We start from the raw sequence: 20895 nt of genomic DNA, 5'->3' as shown, positions 1-20895 counted from the left end.
GGCTTTGTTGTTTTAGGGCAACTCACTAGTTGCTGGACAACTACTGCTGGTCGCCCGGATAGTCTTTACGCAGCTCCACCGGTTTATCCTGATGCTTGCGCATTTTGATGTTGATCATTTCTACCGCCAGCGAGAAAGCCATCGCAAAGTAGATGTAGCCTTTCGGTACATTTACATCGAAACCTTCCACCAACAACGTAAAGCCAACAATCACCAGGAATGACAACGCGAGGATTTTGATAGTTGGGTGGGAATCCACAAAATCGCCGATCGGCTTTGCAGCAAACAACATAACACCGACAGCAATAATAATTGCCAGCGCCATAATCGGTACCTGGCTAACCAAGCCTACCGCAGTGATTACAGAATCAAGCGAGAAAACGATATCCAGAATCGCAATTTGTATTAACACCACCATCAGGCCGTGCGCTGCAACATTGCGCTCTGACTCTATGGCTCCCTCCAGACTGCCATGTATTTCATGGGTCGCTTTGGCAATCAGGAACAGACCGCCGCCAATCAGGATGATATCGCGCCCGGAAATCTCTTCTCCAAACACACTGAACAATGGCTCGACCAGCCCCATAATCCACGCCAGTGAGAACAATAATGCCAAGCGCGTCAGCATCGCCAAGCCTAAACCCACATTACGTGCAAACTTACGCTGATGCTCTGGTAAACGCCCGACGAGGATCGAAATAAAAATAATATTATCGATCCCCAATACAATCTCTAACGCTGTTAGCGTTGCCAATGCAACCCACGCCTCGGGGCTTGCTATCCATTCGAACATATAAACTCTCTTTGATTTGTGTGATGTACACCATACAGCAGCCGCTACATATGCTGGCCATGTTTGGCATTAACGCCCGCACGCTGTATTGCAGGGAGCGGAATTGTATCAGCAGCTTATGGCTCTATCACAATGAGGTTGGATAATTAATGCAAATGAAGAAAGAACGGAGGTTGCACACAGACGAGGTACAAATGAGACAGGACAACCGAAAACCAAAACGGCGTAATTTAACCACGCGTGGTTAAACGGCTCAGCAACGCCATTAAGCCTTTCTTTTCATTTTTCATTAAATAGTGATCGCGAATGCTGGCGATATCAACATCGTAACTGCCGGGTTCAAGATCGCGGGCAATTTCGATTTTTTCAATTTCATAGCGCGATTTTTTGCCGGAATCGAGCAGTTCTTGTTTGCGCTTATCATCCTCGGATAAGTCCAGCAGCAAGTATTCGCTTAGCGCCTGTTTGTAGGCATCCAATACAACTATTACTTTGGGCTTCAAGCGGCGCTCAAAATTCTGCTCAACGACAACGGCCACCTCGCCTGTGCTCAATTCCACTAAAGTGCCCGTTGGATACAACCCGATGGCGCGGATAAATTCCACCACCAACTCTTCCTGAAATTGGATATTGCGCAACTCATAGAGCTTGGCAACCGCTTTGGAAGGCGCGATGGGATGACGTGAACCACGCGGATTGGTGACGTGATCATAGTAAGTGACTATGCCTGCAATTTTGCCCAACAAAGGAATTTTGTCGCCAGATAAACCCTGCGGATAACCACTGCCGTTCAATCGTTCACAGTGAGTTTTGACCACGCTGATTACGCGCGGCTCTACACCTGGTGTCTTGCGCAGAATCTCGCACCCCAACTCCACAAAAGTCTCGTACAGGCGCTCTTCCTCCGGAGTGCGATCCAACTTTGACAGCAGTGCAGCTTCCAATTGCACTTTGCCCACATCTTTTAACAACACACCCATCGCCAGTACATCCAAGTCACGCTTGGGTAGGCCGATGTGGCGACCAAACAGTATCGCCCATACCGATGAACGCACTGCGTGGCTGTAGGTGTATTCATCTTTTTCCTGAACACGGGAGAGCCAAGTCAAGGCATCCGGGTTACGCAAGACGCTATCGACCATCTCACTCGCGACCCGCTTGGTTTCACCCAAGTCCAAACCATCAAACTGATTTTTTTCGAGCTGATCCATTACCTCCACGACTGCGCCATACACTTTTTGATGTAGCTGGCGAGCCTTTTTAACCTCACGCTGGAGTGGCTCTACACCGCGATACAACCCACGCTGGATTTTGAGTGGCGCAACGGATTCATTGTATGAGCTGACACGCTCGCGGGTACTGGGTTTCTTAGCGGAGGGAGCGATGGTTTTAAGGTTCGCGGCAATGGGGCCTCGGCCTTTTTCAACATCGATAAAAACGTAATTACAGAGGGCTTTGAGCTGATTGATTTCACCGAGGTCGCGCAAGTAAAAGCCTTGCAGGGGAAATGGGGTTTGCGACCAAGGGCGATCCAAACCCGAGACATACATGCCGATAGTTAACTCATTGACGTCAACTTTAACCTGCTTGATTCCCACGCTTGATCCCCACTCACCACTCGGTGCCCGTTATCCACTGTTGTTATTGCAGGGGGCGCAACCAAACCCTTGATTGCGAATACCCACCCATTCTGGAAAAGCCCTAACCTGATCGAGTGTAATCAAGAAATGGATGCCACACCAGAGCCGCAGGACTAAAGGCAGCTAAATCATCCTGCAAGGTGGGGTACAGCACACTTGAATAAAACCCATACAGGGAAACTAGCGATGAAAACCGGCTGATAAATCATGCACTGCATCAATAAATGCCCCGGCATGCGCCGGATCAACCTCGGGCGTAATACCATGCCCCAAATTGAATACATGTCCCGAGCCACTGCCATAAGCAGCAAGAATACTACCCACTTCAGCGCGGATACGTTCAGGTGACGCATACAAAATAGTGGGATCCATATTGCCCTGCAGCGCCACTTGATTACCCACACGGGCACGAGCTTGGGCGATGTCGGTAGTCCAATCAAGCCCCAATGCAGTTGCCCCTGTCGCTGCCATAAACTCCAACCACTGCCCGCCCCCTTTGGTGAACAGGATCACAGGTACCTGACGACCTTCATTTTCGCGAATCAAACCAGAGACGATTTTCTGCATGTACTTAAGCGAGAACTCTTGGTAGGCAGCATGGGATAACGCACCACCCCAAGTATCAAAAATCTGTACCGCTTGTGCGCCCGCTTTAATCTGGGCATTCAGATAAACAGTGACAGAGTCAGCCAATACATCCAGTAAACGATGCATCACTTGCGGCTGATTGTAGAGCATCTCTTTGGCGCGACGAAAATCGCGGCTGGAACCACCTTCGATCATATAAGTAGCCAAGGTCCAAGGGCTGCCGGAAAAACCGATCAATGGCACGCGGCCATTCAGTTCACGACGAATAGTTTTGACAGCATTGACGACGTAGGGCAAATCCTGCTCGGGATTGATAACCTTGAGTGCATCGACATCCGCCTCGGTGCGTACCGCCTTGTGAAATTTCGGGCCTTCGCCAGTTTCAAAATACAACCCCAAGCCCATGGCATCGGGGATGGTAAGAATGTCAGAGAAAAGAATGGCTGCATCAAGCCCGGGGTAGCGATCCAAGGGCTGCAAAGTTACCTCGCACGCCATCTCGGGGTTGGTGCAGAGCCCCATAAAATCGCCCGCGCGCTGACGGCTGGCACGATACTCAGGCAGATAGCGCCCGGCTTGGCGCATCATCCATACCGGAGTCACATCCACTGGCTGCTTGAGTAGTGCACGCAGAAAGCGATCATTCTTGAGCTCTGTCATTCTCTTAATTCCTCTGGTTCTAATGCGCCTTATTCACAGGCATTAGCAAAAATTCTCACGCTAGATAGCATTAGCCCCGCATTTGCGGGGCTAATGAAGTGTAGTGCATTCCAAAATCTAACTTATTGCGCCAGATTGGATTTGTGAAACTTAGACTTGCAGATAATCCAGGATACCTTGGGCAGCTTCACGACCTTCCCAGATGGCAGTGACCACCAGATCAGAACCGCGCACCATATCACCGCCCGCGAACACTTTCGGGTTGGTAGTCTGGAATTTAAACTGCTGATGCTCAGGCGCAATTACACCGCCCCAGTCGTTAGTTTTCACACCGTTGGTATCAAACCAAGGCTGCGGGCTAGGGCGGAAACCGAAAGCGATCAATACAACATCCGCAGGCAGAATTTCCTCAGAACCGGGAATGACTACAGGGCTACGACGACCTTTGGCATCTGGCTCGCCCATCTTGGTGGTGACCACTTTCACACCTTCAACTTTACCGTTGCCCACAACTTCAACTGGTTGACGGTTGTAAAGGAATTGAACACCTTCTTCTTTGGCGTTGGCCACTTCGCGTTTGGAGCCGGGCATATTTTCTTCATCGCGGCGATAAGCACAGGTTACCGTGCTGGCACCTTGACGGATTGAGGTACGGTTACAGTCCATCGCGGTATCACCACCGCCAAGAACAACAACGCGCTTGCCTTTTACACTGATGAAATCTGCAGGATCTTTCTCAAAGCCAAGATTGCGATTCACATTGGAAATCAGGAATGGCAGAGCATCGTACACACCAGGCAAGTCTTCGCCAGGGAAGCCGCCTTTCATGTAATTGTAGGTACCCATTCCCATGAATACTGCATCGTAGTCGCGCAGTAATTCTTCCATAGTAATGTCTTTACCCACTTCAGTGCTCAAGCGGAATTCCACACCCATTTCGGTGAAAATTTCACGGCGACGTGACATCACCGATTTTTCCAACTTGAACTCAGGGATGCCGAACGTAAGCAGACCACCAATTTCGGGATACTTATCGAATACCACTGGCTTAACGCCATTACGCACCAGAATATCCGCACAACCGATACCCGCTGGGCCAGCGCCAATAATGGCGACTTTTTTGTCAGTCCAAACGACTTTGGACATGTCCGGTTTCCAGCCCATCGCAAAAGCAGTGTCAGTAATGTATTTCTCAGCATTACCGATAGTTACCGCACCGAAGCCGTCATTCAGCGTACAAGCGCCTTCACACAAGCGATCTTGCGGGCATACACGGCCGCACACTTCTGGCAAAGAGTTGGTTTGGTGACTGAGCTCGGCAGCTTCAAAAATATTGCCTTCGGAAATCAGCTTCAACCAGTTAGGAATGAAGTTGTGCACCGGGCATTTCCATTCGCAATAAGGGTTACCACACTCAAGGCAACGGTGTGCTTGCCCTTCCACCTCTTCTTTGGCGAAAGGCTGGTAGATCTCCACAAAATTACGTCTGCGGGTTTCGATATCTTTCTTGGCGGGATCTTGGCGACCCACATCGAGAAACTGAAAGTCATTATTTAAACGAGTCATGATGGATTCCCCTCGCCTTATTCGCCGCGCTTGCGGAAGCTGTTTAACAGGCCGCCGATAGCTGCCGCCTTGGGTTTGACCAACCAGAACTTGCCGATGTAATCATCGAAGTTATCCAGCAAGTGTTGACCCCATGCACTTTCGGTCTCTTGCACAAATTCTTCAATCACCGTACGCAAATGGTGGCGATGCGCCTCAACTGCTTCGGTATTGATACGGTGAATATCAACCAACTCATGGTTGTAGCGATCCACAAAGTCATTCGCTTCATCGAGCACGTAAGCAAAACCGCCGGTCATACCTGCACCGAAGTTGACGCCGGTTTGACCCAATACTGTCACCACGCCGCCGGTCATATACTCACAGCAGTGATCGCCCGCACCTTCAACAACCACATGCGCGCCGGAGTTACGCACACCACAACGCTCACCTGCAGTACCCGCTGCAAACAATTTACCGCCAGTCGCACCATACAAACAGGTGTTACCCATAATACTGGTTTTGTTGGACTTGAATTCCGATGTGCGCGGTGGACGAATCACCAGCTTACCACCCGCCATGCCTTTACCGACGTAGTCGTTGGCATCGCCTTCCAGATACATTTCAAGACCGCCGGCATTCCACACACCAAAGCTCTGACCAGCAATACCGGTGAGTTTCAGTTTGATTGGTTTGTCGTTCATGCCCAGGTTGCCGTAGCGCTTGGCGATTTCACCACTGATGCGAGCGCCAATTGAGCGATCGCAGTTGGTGATATGGAATTCAAACTCACCGCCCGTTTTCGCTTCAATAGCCGGTAGCAGCACTTTAACCATTGCTTCGGCGGTTTCGCCTTTATCGAACGGCTCGTTTTTGCTTACTGCACAAAGCTGTGGCTTGGTCGCCAAATAATCATCCGTATGGATAATTGGCTTTAAATCCAGCTGCTGTTGCTTGGTGGTTTCACCTTCCAGGATCTTGAGCAAGTCAACACGCCCAACCAATTCACCTAAAGTACGCACGCCCAAACGCGCCATCCACTCACGAGTTTCCTCGGCCACAAACTTAAAGAAGTTCATCGCCATTTCAACGGTGCCGATGTAATGATCCTGACGCAGTTTATCTTGTTGGGTAGCAACACCGGTCGCGCAGTTGTTCAAATGGCAAATACGCAGGTATTTACAACCGAGAGCTACCATCGGGCCAGTACCAAAGCCGAAGCTTTCCGCACCGAGCATTGCTGCTTTTACAACGTCAAGACCGGTTTTCAAACCACCATCGGTTTGTACGCGAACTTTATCGCGCAGGTCGTTGGCACGCAGGGTTTGGTGAGTCTCGGACAGACCCAACTCCCATGGCGAACCGGCATATTTGATGGAGGTCAACGGACTCGCCGCCGTACCGCCGTCATAACCGGAGATGGTGATCAAATCCGCATAAGCCTTGGCTACACCGGCAGCGATAGTACCTACGCCTGGGCGAGATACCAGTTTCACCGAGACCAACGCATCAGGGTTGACTTGCTTCAAGTCATAAATCAGCTGCGCCAAGTCTTCAATTGAGTAGATGTCATGATGCGGTGGTGGCGAGATCAGGGTCACACCGGGAACCGAGTGACGCAGACGCGCGATCAACGCATTCACTTTACCACCGGGCAACTGGCCACCTTCACCGGGTTTTGCACCCTGTGCGACTTTAATTTGCAGCACTTCGGCATTCACCAGATACGCTGGTGTCACACCAAAGCGGCCAGAAGCCACTTGTTTGATCTTGGAGGTTTTGATGGTGCCGTAACGCGCCGGATCTTCACCACCTTCACCGGAGTTGGAACGACCGCCCAAACGGTTCATGGCTTCAGCCAAAGCTTCGTGCGCTTCGGGTGACAAAGCACCCAGTGACATACCTGCTGAATCGAAACGTTTGATCACACTTTCGATAGGCTCAACTTCTGACAAAGGCACAGGCGTACAAACATCTTCGCGAATCGCCAACAAGTCACGCAGCATAGCGACCGGACGCTTGTTCACAATATCGGCATAGTTGCGCCACAAGGCGTAGTTGCCGCTCTGTACAGCTTTTTGAAGGGTTTGCACTACATCAGGGTTGTATGCGTGGTATTCAGAACCATGCACATATTTGAGCAAACCGCCTTGGACAATAGGCTTACGCTCCAACCATGCGGTTTGGGCAATAATTTTCTGATCCGCTTCCAGATCTTCAAAACGCGCGCCACCTATACGGCTTGGGGTACTTTCAAAGCAGGTATTGATCACTTCTTCGGACAAGCCAATTGCTTCAAACAACTGTGCGCCACGATAAGAAGTAATGGTAGAGATACCCATTTTCGACAAGATTTTCAGTAAGCCCTTGTCGATACCCTTGCGGTAATTCTTGTAAGCAGAATCCACATCGCTCAACAACTCGCCAGTCTCAATCAAATCGTTGAGAACGTGGTAGCTGAGGTATGGATAAACAGCGGTAGCACCATAGGCGATCAGCGCCGCTACCTGATGTGGATCGCGCGCAGTAGCGGTTTCAACAATCAGGTTGGATTCACAGCGCAAACCAACATTAGTGAGATGCTGATGCACAGCACCCACTGCCAGCAGGGCATGGATCGGTAATTGGCCTTTGCTGAAACCGGCATCACTCAACACGATCAACACCTTGCCAGACTTCACTGCAGCGGCTACGTCATCGCACAGTTTGCCCAATGCCGTTTTCAGGTTGGTGGTTTCAGGGTTGTAGTAGAGCGAGAACTTTTGCTGCTCGTAACCCGGGCGCTTCAGCGCCATCAGCCCGCGGAACTTCTCCGGTGACAGCACAGGCGAGCTGAGAATGACGCGATCTGCGTGATCTGCGTGCTCTTCATAGACAGATAACTCACGACCGAGGCACGTCTCCAACGACATCACAATCGCTTCACGTAATGGGTCGATTGGCGGGTTGGTTACCTGCGCAAACTGCTGGCGGAAATAGTCGTACAGCGAACGCTGCTGACGGGAAAGCACGGCCATGGGCGTATCATCACCCATGGAGCCAACTGCCTCCTGACCACCCTCAGCCAATGGGCGCAACAACTGGTCGCGCTCCTCAAAGCTGACCTGGAACATTTTCATGTTGGCTTTCAGCTCAATACCTTCCAAACCGTTTTCTTTGGCATCGGTATTCAGGGTCGATTCAATGCGCAATGCGCGCTCTTTCAGCCATTGCTTGTAGGGCTTGCTCGACTTGAGTTGATTGTCGATGTCCTGGGTGTTGTGCAAAGTACCAGTCAGGGTATCGATCGACATGATCTGGCCTGGGCCAAGACGGCCTTTAGCCACCACGTCAGCCGGATCATAGGCGTACACACCCACTTCCGAAGCCACGGTGATCATATCGTCTTTGGTGATTACCCAACGCGATGGACGCAGACCATTGCGATCAAGAGTACAAACCGCGTAGCGACCATCGGTAATTACCAAGCCAGCGGGACCATCCCAAGGCTCGATGTGCATAGAGTTGTATTCGTAGAACGCACGCAAGTCTGGATCCATATTCTCCACGTTCTGCCATGCAGGCGGAACCAGCATACGGATAGCGCGGTGCAATTCCATGCCACCCAAAGACAGGATTTCCAGCATGTTATCGAGGCTGGATGAGTCTGAACCGGTACGGTTAACCAGCGGCTTGAGCTCTTGCAACTCAGGCAACAATGGCGTGATAAATTTTGGGGTACGCGCAACCGACCAGTTGCGGTTGCCGACGATAGTGTTGATCTCACCATTGTGCGCCAACATACGGAACGGTTGCGCTAACGGCCATACCGGCATGGTATTGGTAGAGAAACGCTGGTGGAAAACACAGATAGCCGTTTCCAGGCGTTCGTCGGCCAGATCAGAGAAGAAGCGCGGCAAATCTACCGGCATCATCAACCCTTTATAGGAGAGAATGCTGGTGCTCAAACTCGCAACATAGAAACTCTTATCACCCGCCAAACGGATTTCCGCTTTGCGGCGTGCGACAAATAATTTGGCATTAACCTGCTCAATTGGCAGGTCAGTATTGTTCACAAATACGTGATTGAAGGCTGGCAGCGATTTCAGGGCAATAGGCCCCAAGCACTCAGGATCGGTTGGCACTTCGCGCCAACCAGCAACCACCAAGCCCTGTTTGGCCAACTCTTCAGACAAAATTGCGCGTTGAGACTCAGCAACCGACGCATCACGGCTGAGCATAATCGAGCCTACACCATAAATCGCGGTCAGCTCTGCACCACAGGCTTCTTTTGCCACTGCGCGCAAGAAACTGTCCGGCTTCTGGATTAACAAACCACAACCGTCACCGGTTTTACCGTCTGCATTGATACCACCACGGTGGGTCATGCACGTCAGGGCTTCGATTGCTGTTTTGAGCAGACGATGGCTGGTTTTGCCCTTTAAATGGGCAATCAAACCAAAACCGCAGTTATCTTTAAACTCGTCTATCTGGTAGAGGCCAGTGGTCATAGGCTGATTCTCAACAAAAATCACTATCAAGGAATATGCTGCAAGTTAAAGGAGCAATTTTTATGCACTCATGCGGCAAGCATTTATGCGAAAGCTGCGCCAATTCACATCCCAGACAAAAAAGCCCCTGAGGTTGTAGGGGCTAGGCAAATGGGCGCAGGATATTACCCGCTTGGAGGGGTATTAGCAAGATAAGGCCGGAAGGGCAAGGATCGAACTATAGGGAGATAATACGCTGCAAGACCGATGAATTAGAGGATTCTGCGCGCCAGCTGAACTGTGTCGGAGCTAGGCTCAAGACTTTCCCCAGCGCCCTGAGGTCAACGTCTGCCCTGAACCAAATGACTGGCGGTCAGCGTCTGTCGCGCTATCTTTGCACTCTCCGCGCACCCAGAGATGATAGCGGGAGATACTGCGATCCAACTCGAAAAAACCATCCCGACAATACCCTGAACGCTCGACGACATAGGCTGTATTCGCCAGCAAGCGCTCATGGGTGCTGCGCCCCACATCAACACCGCCTTGGGCAAAACCGCGTTCAGGATTATTGCCATTGCGCGCAATCTGGATATGGCTGGGAATATGCTCTTCAGGCCAACGCAGGCGATAGGTAAACATCTTGCTGGCATTAGGCAGGATTTCCACCTCAAGGGTTTCTGTCATCTCGGTATCGACATAGCTGCGCCCGCTATTGCTGCACCCAGCTAGAATGAAAATCATCAACACTACAACAAAGGCCTTGCCCATCGGTTTATTCCACTTTTATTCCGCAATGTAAATGACTTGAAGTTTTAGTCGCGCCCACAATACAAAAAGATCGGCTAATGTTGACCTGCATTTCACGCCTGAGTTCACCAACCAAAGCGATTAGTCTTTTGCAGAGACAGTCACCATTCCATAATGCTCCTCCAGATACTCATCGTGGCTGGGCAGGCTTTTAACCATATTGAAGATGGCTGAGCGCGCAAGCTTCAGGGTATCACTGATCTGCTGGTAATCCAGATTGTCCACGCGCGGATTATATTTTTGCGGGCGAATCCCCATTCCTTCAAAGACGGATTGCCAGCTGGCCGCACGAAACAATTCATCATTGTCTTCGCGCAAAATGCCATGCCCACGAAACAACTCTATACGCTCACGTAATGACTCAGGCAAATCCATGGTTTTACACCAGCGCCAAAATTCGCTGTCATCGCGCTCGGTCGTGCAATAGTGCAGCACAATAAAATCGCGCACCTCTTCATAATCGGCTGCCATGCGACGATTGTATTCTCGCTGCAGGCTGCGCTCGCATTCTGCATCAGGAAAAAAGCGCAAAAAGAAATCCATACCACGCGCAATTAAATGGATGGCAGTTGACTCCAGCGGTTCGACAAAACCACCCGATAACCCCAACGCCAAACAATTGCCCCGCCAGAATTCTTTTCGCCGACCGGTATTGAAACTAATCATGCGAGGATCGCTGATGCGCGGCGCATCCAAATTTTTCAATAAGGTCGTTTTGGCTTCAGCGTCGCTGCAAAATTTACTGGAATATACGTAGCCGTGACCTGTGCCATTGCGCAATGGAATGCGCCACCCCCAACCGGATTTGCGTGCTGTTGCGGTGGTGTACGGCATGCGCGATCCCGCTTTTTCTGTTTTCACTACATATGCGCGATCACAAGGTAAATAATGCGACCAATCTTCAAATTCTACGCCCAATGATTTTTCAATCAGCAGCGCTTTGAAACCCGAACAATCAATAAAAAAATCGCCACCAATTTTTTCACCCGTCGATAATTCCAACGCCTCAATAAAACCATTTTCTTTACGCAACACATTCACGCAATTGCCTTCACTGCGTTTGACGCCGCGCTCTTCAGCATAGCGACGCAAATAGGCAGCGACTAATTTAGCATCCAGATGCACGGCATAACCTGCGCCGCCAATCGGTGTATTCATTGCCTGCGAAGGTAAGAAAAACTTTTCCTGCGCGGCCATTACGGCACAGGGGGAAAAATCTTGCAGATTGTAATCCTCGCCCTCTTTGGTTGCTTTCAGCCAGCATTGATAAAAATCCTGCGAGCCGATGCGTTTACCCAGCGCGCCATAAGGATGAAAATAGGTTTGGTTCTTCGTCCGCCAATCAACAAATTTAATGCCGAGTTTGTAACAGGCTTGTGTCTCGCGGATAAATTCTTCTTCATCGATTCCCAGGCTGGTCACCAAACGAACCACCGGTGGTATTGTTGATTCACCGACACCAATCGAACTAATGTCTTCCGACTCAACCAATTCGATTTCGCAAAGCTCCCGCTTTAGATGTGCGACAAGCATGGAGGCTGCAATCCAGCCGGATGTACCACCGCCGAGGATGACGATTTTTTTAAGTGGATTAATGCTGGCGGTCATAATGTTTTCTTACTCACAAACAACTCAATAGTTACCAATGAACCGATAGCATAGTCTGCACATTTTCATCGGGTTCAGTGGTGAAACTCCAATAAGCTCCGCTACATGTCAGTATGGATTTGCGCAACACATCAATCGCTTTGTAACGCGGGAAGCTGGCGCGCCATGCAAGTGCCAAACGCCGTTGGCTACCGGGGATCGCTAGCGGACGCGCCACCAATCGATTCGCCTGGCACAGACTCGCCTCTGCTGCGGAGCGTGGCAATATGCTTAAGCCTAGACCTGCCGCAATCATATAGCGAAGCGTTTCCAAACTATTTGCTTCTGCACAATGATAAGCGGCATCAGCCACTTGCTCGCGCAGCCCCGGAATCAGCTCCAGCACCTGCTCACGCAAGCAATGCCCAGGGCCCATCAGTAATAGCTGCTGCTGTTTTATATCATCCAATGTGATTTCCTGTAGATGCACCAATGGGTGTGTGTAGGGCATAACCAACACCAGCGGCTCATCAAATAACTCCTGGGTAACCACATCCGGCGCATTGAACGGCAGGGAAACCAGAATCACATCCAACACGCCATCGCGTAATTTTTTACGCAAGCTTTCCGTGAGGTCTTCTTGCACAAATAACGGCATTTCCGGAACCTGCTTTTGCAAGTGCGGAATAAGCTGGGGCAGAAGGTAAGGCCCCATAGTAAAAATAGTACCCAAAGCAAGAGGGCTACCAAGCTGATCTTTGCCTGCATCGGCAAGCGCTTTGATACTCGCCACATTAGCCAGCAACGCTTTTGCCTGCGCTACGATTTGCCCACCAATTTCATTAGGTTTGACGCAGGTTTTGGTGCGTTCAAACAGCTCCACACCCAATTCCTCTTCCAGTTTTCTGACCGCAATACTCAAGGTCGGCTGGCTCACATGGCAGCGCTCAGCCGTGCGGCCAAAATGTTGCTCCTCGGCAAGGACAACGATGTAACGCAGTTCGGTAAGGGTCATAGGGGTAAGGCACCAAAGGAAAAGCAGCTATCAGTGTGCACATATCTTGCGTGCAAGGCAAAAACCTATCGCTAAAAAAATCGCTCCGCAAACACTATAGATAATGTCTATGGCATTCCGGTTGCCGCCCTGCGCGCGCCTCACATTAAATATCCAGCCACAAATTGCCTTGCGCTGGGCAAGTAGTAACAACGATTAAATCAATAAAAATTGGATGTAGCCATGTCAATTGCCCAACTCTCCGTAGTGTTTTTCCTACAGATGTTCGTCATCCTTGCTGTTTGCCGTTTGGTAGGCTGGATTGGACAAAAATACCTTCACCAACCCCAAGTGGTCGGGGAAATGATTGCCGGGGTTATCCTCGGCCCATCACTATTTGGCTTATTAATGCCGGAACTCCAAAAAACCATCTTCCCTACCGAGATGAAAGGCGTTCTTTATGTAGGCGCACAACTGGGCGTGGGCATGTATATGTTTTTGGTGGGGCTTGGCTTTCGCGGCGATCACTTCAAGGCCAATCTCAAAAGTGCAGCTGCCGTTTCCATCTCCGGTATGGCAGCACCGTTTTTGGTGGCGATTGCCATTACTCCGTGGCTGATGAGCGTGCCCGGACTCTTTTCTGAAAAAGCGACCGCTTTCAGTGCAACCCTGTTTATGGGTGCATGCATTGCGATTACCGCCTTCCCTATGCTGGCGCGGATTATCCACGAGCGCGGCCTTAGCCAAACCAAGCTCGGTACCTTGTCACTATCAGCGGGCGCAATTGACGATGCAGGAGCTTGGTGTGTGCTGGCGATTGTATTGGCAACATTTGGCGCGGGTGCGGAGTTGGCCATTAAAACCATCATCGGGGGGATAATTTTCGCCACCTTTATGATTCTGGTTGCCCCCAAACTACTGGCACCTCTAGCGCGCGCTGCAGAAAAACAGCAAACGCTCAGCCCAACATTACTCGCTATCGTTTTGATGTGTTTTATGTTGTCCGCTTTTACCGCGGACGCGATTGGCCTGCATGCTGTGTTTGGTGGATTCTTACTCGGCGCGATTATGCCGCGCGGTAAACTGACGCAAGAAGTCAAACGCCAACTGGAGCCCTTCGTCGTAATCGCGCTGATCCCAATCTTCTTTACTTACTCAGGCCTTAATACCCAACTCACTATGGTTAACAACATGGAGCTGCTGGCGATTGCAGCGGTAATTTTAGTGGGTTCGATCCTCGCCAAAGGCGTTGCCTGCTGGGGGGCAGCCCGCCTGTGCGGTGCTGACAACCGTACAGCGATGGGGATTGGCGCACTGATGAATGCGCGCGGCTTGATGGAGCTGATTATTATCAATATTGGCTTGCAAGCCGGCGTTATTGGCCCGGCACTTTTTTCCATAATGGTGCTGATGGCGATTGTTACCACTTTGATGGCATCACCACTCTTTGAGCTCGTCTACGGTAAACGCGCTCGTGAAACGGGTGAACTTGCCGCAGTTGGCGCAGAAGAAACACAGTAACCCGCAAAACCCCAAACCGTTTGATATTGCATTAGCTCTCCTTACCGTGCGTTATGCCCTTTCAGCCCGACTCGTTCGGGCTTTTTTGTATCTAATATAGGTACATATATTGTCGAAAAATCTGACATAACTATTTCGATCATTTTTCATCAAAATCAACTACAGATGGATAATCAACAAGTTATGAGACATGGCGCACAATTTGCTATTCGCCGATAGTAAACGACTGTTAACAGTCATAAATGTCACTCACTCAAATCTATTGGACTCAACACATCATGCCATCCATTAAATCGTTTATTGCAGGAATCGCATTAAGCACTGGCTTCGCTATGAACGCGGTTGCATTACCGGTGACCATTAACCTCGCACCGAATACCTCAACGAACGTGTGGTCATTTAGCTACACCTCTACCGAAGCAAACCTCACTGTAACCGGCTGGTCTAATAGCTCCAGCGGTAGCAAAAACATCGTGCAGGATAAGATCGGCAGATGGTCAGGCTCTGGCATCGGAGTAGAAAATGCCAGTAGCCCCGAGCATGCAATTGACAACTCCAAGGGCGACTATGATGCCGTGTTGTTTTCATTTAGCAAAATCGTTGATGTAAGCGGCTTGGCGATTGGCTGGGCACAAACCGATGCTGATGTGTCTGTTCTTGCTTATACCGGTGCAACTCCCTTCTCCGGAAGCTTGGCTGGCCTCGGCAACAACTGGGCAACATTGTTGAGTAACGGCTGGAGTGTTGTAGGTAACTACAATCGCAACGGCAGTGGCAGTTTCGCGGTGAATCCAGCGGATATACAGTCCCAGTACTGGCTGGTGGGTGCTTACAACGCGGCGTTTGGTGCACCAACCCAATCCAATAAACTGACTCAAAAAAATGACTACTTCAAACTCAAATCAGTCACGTTTGAAGCGAAAACAGTAAAAGTTCCCGAGGCAAACTCACTGATCCTGTTGATGTTAGGCTTGGTAGGCTTGGTTGTTGCGCGTCGTCGTTCAGCTTAATTCAGGCTCACCAATCGATTCACTAAAGGGCGCACACAGCGCCCTTTTTTATTGCCTATATATTTGTATCGCTTATGATGACGGCCGACTATGGAATGAGCCGATGACTACAGGGACACAATAACAAACCATCAGCGAGGAAATAACATGCTTAACCGGATCGCATTATCCCTGGCGTTTATCTGCGCACTCAGCCTCACCTGTCTCAGCGCCCATGCACAGCAATTCAAAGTGCTTCTATTTACTAAAACCAATGGCTTTCACCACCAATCCATTAATGAAGGTGTTGATGCCATCCGCCAATTGGCAGTTCGCCACCACTTCGCCGTGGACTGGCATGAAGATGCCTCCATCTTCAGCGATGAAAAACTCACGCAATATCACGCCATCATATTCCTGTTAACCACCGGCGATATCCTCAACGATGAGCAACAAGCTGCAATGGAGCGCTTCATTCGTGCAGGCAAAGGGTTTGTTGGCATACACAGCGCATCAGACACTGAATACGATTGGGAGTGGTACACCAAAATGGTGGGGCGCACCTTCCATATTCACCCTGAAATCCAAACCGCAGAGCTCTCCGTTACCGACCGTAAATTTCCCGGGCTCGAACGCATGCCCGACCGTTTTTGGTGGACTGATGAATGGTATGAATTCGGTGCAGAACGCACCAAAGGCCTCAACTATATTTTGACTGTCGATGAACAAACCTTTAATCCCGCAGCAGATTGGGGCAGCAAAAAAAGTAATGGCATGGGCAAATTCCACCCTATCGCCTGGTATCACAATTACGATGGCGGACGTGCGTTTTACACTGCACTGGGGCACATGCCTGCCACTTACAGTGATGCCCTATTCCTTGAGCACATTTATGGCGGGCTTTACTGGGCAGCGACCGGAAAGGGTTTGCGCAAAAAATAAAAATTCACAACAACATCAACCATAACCAATAACATTATGAAAATTTTCTTACAGAGCTTCTTAAAGAAATACGCGCAATTTATTTATCCAGCTGTCATTCTGGTCATTTCGCTGGGAGTTTATTTTCCTTTTTATGGCTCGCCACAAGCGATGTTCTGGGATGAAAACTATCACGTTCCCAATGCGCAAAAATATATTGATAACGTGATGTATATGGAGCCTCACCCACCCCTCGGCAAAATGCTGATGGCGGTGGGTGAGTCATTGTTTGGCGGTAATGAAAGCGTCAATAAAACCAAATTGCTGGAAACGGATTATCTCACCGGTGATAACGCACCACCCGAGATGACGTATAAAGGATTTCGCTGGCCGTCAACGGTGATGATGGCGCTATCGGTGTTGTTTTTTTACGGCATTCTCAACTGCATTACCCAACGCGCCTGGCTTGCGGCTGCATTCACGAGCCTGGTGATTTTTGATAATGCATTGGTGATCCATTCCCGCGCCGTGCACTTGGACGGCATCCAGTTATTTTTTGTACTTGCCGCGCTGTATTACTTCACCCGCGCTATCACTCGCCATATCAATCACCAGATACCCATCACCTGGAAGCAATACGCATTGCTCGGCGTGTTGATTGGATTAGGTACCAGCGTCAAAGTGACGGCCGCCATTTTATTGGTGCTGTTTGTGATGCTGTACGGCGTTGACCAATGGAGCAACATCAAGCGCTGGAATTGGTTAGCGCTCACAAAGCGCCTTGCGGTAACAGTGCCTGCGGCGGTAGTGCCTGTTGCACTGGTATTTTTGGGCGTGTTTTACGTGCATATCGGCTTGGGTGAAAAGGTATATCAAGAGCGCACCTATAAAGCATCCCCCGAATACCTTAATCAAATTCGCATGGGCGATACCTGGTCACTCAAAACGTTTTCATTGGGGATGCGCGACAACTGGAAATACATGTCGGAGTACGCAGACGGCGTACCGCGTTTGGATGAATGCAAACCCGATGAAAATGGCAGTTACGTGATGAACTGGCCATTGAGCAGCAAAACCATCAGCTACCGTTGGGATCGCGAAGTGATCGACGGCAAAACCGTTACCAAATACAAATACTTGATTGGTAATCCTATTGTCTGGTTCTCGGTAATTGGCGGCATTATTTTATCGGCTGGTCTGATTATCGGCCGCTATGTGTATGGCAATCCGATTAAAGATGAAAAACTGTTTTATTGGATTTGCGCATTCACCAGTTTGTACATCATTTACATGCTGTCGATACTACAAATTGAACGGGTAATGTATCTCTACCACTATTTAATGGCATTGTTATTCGGCGCAATTAATCTTGCATTGGTATTTACTTACATTTATCGCGACGACGTCATCGCCAACAATAAACACACCATCATTAACGCCAGCTTGTTTGCACTGCTTGTGATTGCAGTGTTCGCATTCTTCTCCCCCTTTACTTATGGATTTGGTTTGACCGAAGACCAATTTGAATTGCGCAACTGGTATAGCTTCTGGAAATTGCAGGTGGTGAGATAATCATGAATATCCAACAGCTTATTAATAAAAATAGTATTTTCACTGCGCTGATTGCACTGGTCACGATTATTATTCTGGTGCGCATCACCCCAGTAAGTGTCGATCCGGTCGTCAAATTGGTAATCAGCAAAAATCGTGTATCCATCGGCAACATTTACCAACCGCGCGATATTGAATTCACGCGCGAAGTGATGGTGGACAAACTCAACCTGATCGATAGCAACCGTTTCAGCCACCCAAAATTAGGTAATGTTGCGACGTACAGCGATGATTTTTTTGTCGATGTTAATCACACCATTACCGTGAATGAAGCAGATAACTATCGCTTCTTGATGGGCAGTGATGATGGCTTCTCACTCAGCATTGATGGAAAACTGGTGTGCGAACACTTGGGGGATCGCCCCTACTCGGTACAGCCCTGCATGATCCATTTAAGCAAAGGCCAGCACCAAGTAAACATCTCCTACTTCCAGGGCTTTGGTAACTCAGGCTTTACCGTGGAATATGCGCGCGGCGATGAGAAACCTCATTGGTTTGGCGAGGATTCCAGCGCTATTACGTTCTAACGCACATCAAGAAAAACCCCCACAACAACGCCTGCATATGCAGGCGTTGTTGTTTATAGCCGTTATTTATAGACATCATTTCTTTATACCCGAGGCGGCTTTCTCCACAGCATTCAACGCAAACCACAGGGCGCAAATAGCAGCTATACTCAACTGCAAGACCTGTAAAAACCTGTGCCGGCAATGTGCCAACAGCCTTCAATCTGGCTGCCAATAAAACGACCTCTCAATAAATAAAATGATACCTGGCCACATATTGTGTAACTTTTCATGGCGTTATTGCCTATCACGGCTTTATTGCACGTCATGGCGCTATTGCACGCTATTGCTATTGGGCTTCAGCTCATCTGCGATGACAGCACCTGCAATTACAGCGGAGCTTGCCGCAGACGAAGCACCTCTTCATATCGTCACCCAGCCACTGGAAGTGACCGCCCAGGCTCACGAAATTTACTTCTATAAACTACTGGAATTAGCGCTGGAAAAAACCCGCGACACTCACGGCCCCTACAAGCTGGAACGGCTTAAACGCATTCTCAGCAACCAGCGTTATATCGCTGAGGTGAGCAGGGATGACGGAATTATTGATGTCACCTGGACCATGATTGATGAAGAACGGGAAAAAAAGTTACTCCCCGTCAAAATATCCCTGCTGCGCGGCATGAATAGTTATCGTGTTTTTTTAATCCGTCAGGAAGACAAAGAAAAATTTCGTGCTGTAACCACATTGGAAGATTTGAAAAAATTTAATGCCGGTTCGGGCAGTGTCTGGCCAGATACGGCAATACTACAAACCAATGGATTACCCGTGGTTACATCAGCGCACTACGAATTATTATTTACCATGTTGCAACGCAAACGCTTTGATTACTTCCCTCGTGGCGTTTATGAAGTATGGACAGAACAAAAAGCCCATGCAGACAAAGGATTTATCATTGAAGACACCCTGATGTTTCACTACCCCGCACCGATTTATTTTTTCGTGAACAAAAAAAATACTCGCCTGGCAGAGCGAATCGAACGAGGTCTACAAATAGCCATTGAAGATGGCAGCTTCGAACAATTATTTTTTAGCACCCCCGGATTTGAACAAGGCTATAAAGAAATACACAACCCCAACCGCCGGGTACTGCGCCTGAACACCCTTAATCATTACGATGATTAATCCACTAAAAACCTATCGTAGTTATGTGCTGTAATTGAACAATTGTTTAAACGATATTAAGGTAATCACACGCGAAAGCCACTTAAAAATCACCAAGTAGCTATAAAATTTACCTTTCAAACTTAGACGAAAAAAAATCCAAACGCGATAGATGGAAATTTTCCATCTAGTAATAATGTTATCAGGAGGGCGCACTCTCGTGTCTTTTGAATTGCAACACGGAATGGCAGACGGGACAGCTGAAGATTTTGTTCTGGCGGGGGTACATCTGGGGAGTTTGTGTACTGACACCAGGTATATTGCCCCCACGATGGTTTGCTTTTCTTTCGCTATTGAGCTCCATACCAAAGCTCTTCTTGCATCATGCAGCATAGATCCCGGAAAAGAGCACAACCTATATAAATTGTATGAGAAATTACCTGATAATAAAAAAATATGGGTTGTAAAAATGTATGGTGAACTGGTAGCAAAATCCGGAAAAGAAGCTTTCGAGAACGAGCTAAAGCAGTGGTCTAGGGTTTTTATGGATGTGCGTTACTATCATGACCGAACTAAAAAAGATCCACCGAATTTTGATTTCAGTAACTTTATTCCAAATCTTGCTATTGCTATAAATAATGGCTACTTACACACTGAGAAGCATGAGCCGTTCAGCTTTCCTTATCTTAAAGGTATTTGTGCTAACAATTCAAGGCAGCGGAGATACCGCTCTGAATGCGGCGTTATGCAACCTCTTGGAGAGATTGTGCAGTTTAAAGAAAGGGTTAAGAGTTGTAGTTTTCTACGACTTCTATGTACTTACATCCTATTAATGCTAATGACGTTAATCATTAGCATTGTGGCTTTCTTTTTTCCAATCATGCCGATTTGCTACCTTTTCAATATAGAATTTTCTAATCTTGGTCCTATCGCTACCGCAGCATGGGGAATGTCATTTAATGTATTTGTTTTAACACCATTATTTATTTACTCTCTTTATTTGAAATTTTGTGGGGTCTTGCATAACAAGCGATGCGGTAAAAAAATAGCCCGTAGGTACGATTAGCGCAGCGTAATCGTACGCATGAGAAATCAATAA

At 48.9% G+C, this 20895-nt stretch carries 15 protein-coding genes; 7 read left to right on the top strand and 8 right to left on the bottom strand.

Features of this window, described 5'->3' with window-relative positions:
• Positions 1 to 40 precede the first annotated feature (40 nt).
• The 8 genes from VC28_RS18055 to VC28_RS18020 all read right to left on the bottom strand — a co-directional run bounded on the left by VC28_RS18055 (position 41) and on the right by VC28_RS18020 (position 13104).
• Entirely contained in the window at positions 41 to 793 is a 753-nt protein-coding gene (locus VC28_RS18055; RefSeq protein WP_049631866.1) for a TerC family protein, read from the bottom strand.
• A gap of 230 nt (positions 794 to 1023) precedes the next feature.
• On the bottom strand, positions 1024 to 2391 hold the full coding sequence (locus tag VC28_RS18050) for an HD-GYP domain-containing protein (RefSeq protein ID WP_049631865.1): 1368 nt from the start codon (positions 2389 to 2391) through the stop codon (positions 1024 to 1026).
• A 222-nt stretch (positions 2392 to 2613) separates the two neighbouring features.
• Positions 2614 to 3681: a uroporphyrinogen decarboxylase gene (hemE, locus tag VC28_RS18045; protein WP_049631864.1), complete on the bottom strand. Its 1068-nt coding sequence runs from the start codon at positions 3679 to 3681 to the stop codon at positions 2614 to 2616.
• Between the two features lie 150 nt (positions 3682 to 3831).
• Positions 3832 to 5250 (bottom strand): FAD-dependent oxidoreductase, encoded by a 1419-nt coding sequence (locus tag VC28_RS18040; RefSeq protein ID WP_156184360.1) that lies wholly within the window; start codon positions 5248 to 5250, stop codon positions 3832 to 3834.
• Between the two features lie 14 nt (positions 5251 to 5264).
• Positions 5265 to 9716 carry a glutamate synthase large subunit gene (gene gltB, locus VC28_RS18035; protein WP_049631862.1) on the bottom strand — a complete coding sequence of 1484 codons (4452 nt, stop codon included), beginning with the start codon at positions 9714 to 9716 and terminating at the stop codon, positions 5265 to 5267.
• Positions 9717 to 10010: 294 nt separating this feature from the next.
• Positions 10011 to 10463, bottom strand: a complete 453-nt coding sequence (locus tag VC28_RS18030) for a hypothetical protein (RefSeq protein ID WP_049631861.1) — start codon at positions 10461 to 10463, stop codon at positions 10011 to 10013.
• 120 nt (positions 10464 to 10583) lie between these two features.
• Positions 10584 to 12110, bottom strand: a complete 1527-nt coding sequence (locus tag VC28_RS18025; protein ID WP_049631860.1) for a tryptophan halogenase family protein — start codon at positions 12108 to 12110, stop codon at positions 10584 to 10586.
• Positions 12111 to 12141: 31 nt separating this feature from the next.
• A complete protein-coding gene (locus tag VC28_RS18020) occupies positions 12142 to 13104 on the bottom strand; it encodes a hydrogen peroxide-inducible genes activator (RefSeq protein WP_049631859.1) in 963 nt (320 codons plus the stop codon).
• 222 nt (positions 13105 to 13326) lie between these two features.
• On the opposite strand from VC28_RS18020, the gene VC28_RS18015 reads away from it, so the two are divergent.
• The 7 genes from VC28_RS18015 (at position 13327) to VC28_RS17985 (ending at position 20862) form a co-directional block, all read left to right on the top strand.
• Positions 13327 to 14604: a cation:proton antiporter gene (locus tag VC28_RS18015; RefSeq protein ID WP_049631858.1), complete on the top strand. Its 1278-nt coding sequence runs from the start codon at positions 13327 to 13329 to the stop codon at positions 14602 to 14604.
• A gap of 278 nt (positions 14605 to 14882) precedes the next feature.
• On the top strand, positions 14883 to 15614 hold the full coding sequence (xdp1, locus tag VC28_RS18010; protein WP_197085563.1) for an exosortase-dependent surface protein XDP1: 732 nt from the start codon (positions 14883 to 14885) through the stop codon (positions 15612 to 15614).
• Between the two features lie 147 nt (positions 15615 to 15761).
• Positions 15762 to 16535, top strand: a complete 774-nt coding sequence (locus VC28_RS18005; protein ID WP_049631856.1) for a ThuA domain-containing protein — start codon at positions 15762 to 15764, stop codon at positions 16533 to 16535.
• A gap of 36 nt (positions 16536 to 16571) precedes the next feature.
• Positions 16572 to 18086 carry a phospholipid carrier-dependent glycosyltransferase gene (locus VC28_RS18000; protein ID WP_049631855.1) on the top strand — a complete coding sequence of 505 codons (1515 nt, stop codon included), beginning with the start codon at positions 16572 to 16574 and terminating at the stop codon, positions 18084 to 18086.
• A gap of 2 nt (positions 18087 to 18088) precedes the next feature.
• Positions 18089 to 18652 carry a PA14 domain-containing protein gene (locus VC28_RS17995; RefSeq protein WP_049631854.1) on the top strand — a complete coding sequence of 188 codons (564 nt, stop codon included), beginning with the start codon at positions 18089 to 18091 and terminating at the stop codon, positions 18650 to 18652.
• A 352-nt stretch (positions 18653 to 19004) separates the two neighbouring features.
• Entirely contained in the window at positions 19005 to 19817 is an 813-nt protein-coding gene (locus VC28_RS17990; protein WP_049631853.1) for a type 2 periplasmic-binding domain-containing protein, read from the top strand.
• Positions 19818 to 20016: 199 nt separating this feature from the next.
• The gene (locus VC28_RS17985) at positions 20017 to 20862 is read left to right on the top strand and encodes a hypothetical protein (RefSeq protein WP_049631852.1); all 846 of its coding nucleotides are present in this window, start codon (positions 20017 to 20019) and stop codon (positions 20860 to 20862) included.
• Positions 20863 to 20895 lie beyond the last annotated feature (33 nt).

It is taken from the genome of Cellvibrio sp. pealriver, from assembly GCF_001183545.1.
Taxonomy (GTDB): domain Bacteria; phylum Pseudomonadota; class Gammaproteobacteria; order Pseudomonadales; family Cellvibrionaceae; genus Cellvibrio.
This window is presented reverse-complemented; position numbering and strand designations above follow the sequence as displayed.

What these genes read in the sequence shown, in the direction of transcription:
- VC28_RS18055 (WP_049631866.1), bottom strand. Translation starts at nt 793, where the DNA reads ATGTTCGAATGGATAGCAAGCCCCGAGGCGTGGGTTGCATTGGCAACG.
- hemE (WP_049631864.1), bottom strand. Translation starts at nt 3,681, where the DNA reads ATGACAGAGCTCAAGAATGATCGCTTTCTGCGTGCACTACTCAAGCAG.
- gltB (WP_049631862.1), bottom strand. Translation starts at nt 9,716, where the DNA reads ATGACCACTGGCCTCTACCAGATAGACGAGTTTAAAGATAACTGCGGT.
- VC28_RS18030 (WP_049631861.1), bottom strand. Translation starts at nt 10,463, where the DNA reads ATGGGCAAGGCCTTTGTTGTAGTGTTGATGATTTTCATTCTAGCTGGG.
- VC28_RS18025 (WP_049631860.1), bottom strand. Translation starts at nt 12,110, where the DNA reads ATGACCGCCAGCATTAATCCACTTAAAAAAATCGTCATCCTCGGCGGT.
- VC28_RS18020 (WP_049631859.1), bottom strand. Translation starts at nt 13,104, where the DNA reads ATGACCCTTACCGAACTGCGTTACATCGTTGTCCTTGCCGAGGAGCAA.
- VC28_RS18015 (WP_049631858.1), top strand. Translation starts at nt 13,327, where the DNA reads ATGTCAATTGCCCAACTCTCCGTAGTGTTTTTCCTACAGATGTTCGTC.
- xdp1 (WP_197085563.1), top strand. Translation starts at nt 14,883, where the DNA reads ATGCCATCCATTAAATCGTTTATTGCAGGAATCGCATTAAGCACTGGC.
- VC28_RS18005 (WP_049631856.1), top strand. Translation starts at nt 15,762, where the DNA reads ATGCTTAACCGGATCGCATTATCCCTGGCGTTTATCTGCGCACTCAGC.
- VC28_RS18000 (WP_049631855.1), top strand. Translation starts at nt 16,572, where the DNA reads ATGAAAATTTTCTTACAGAGCTTCTTAAAGAAATACGCGCAATTTATT.
- VC28_RS17995 (WP_049631854.1), top strand. Translation starts at nt 18,089, where the DNA reads ATGAATATCCAACAGCTTATTAATAAAAATAGTATTTTCACTGCGCTG.
- VC28_RS17990 (WP_049631853.1), top strand. Translation starts at nt 19,005, where the DNA reads ATGACAGCACCTGCAATTACAGCGGAGCTTGCCGCAGACGAAGCACCT.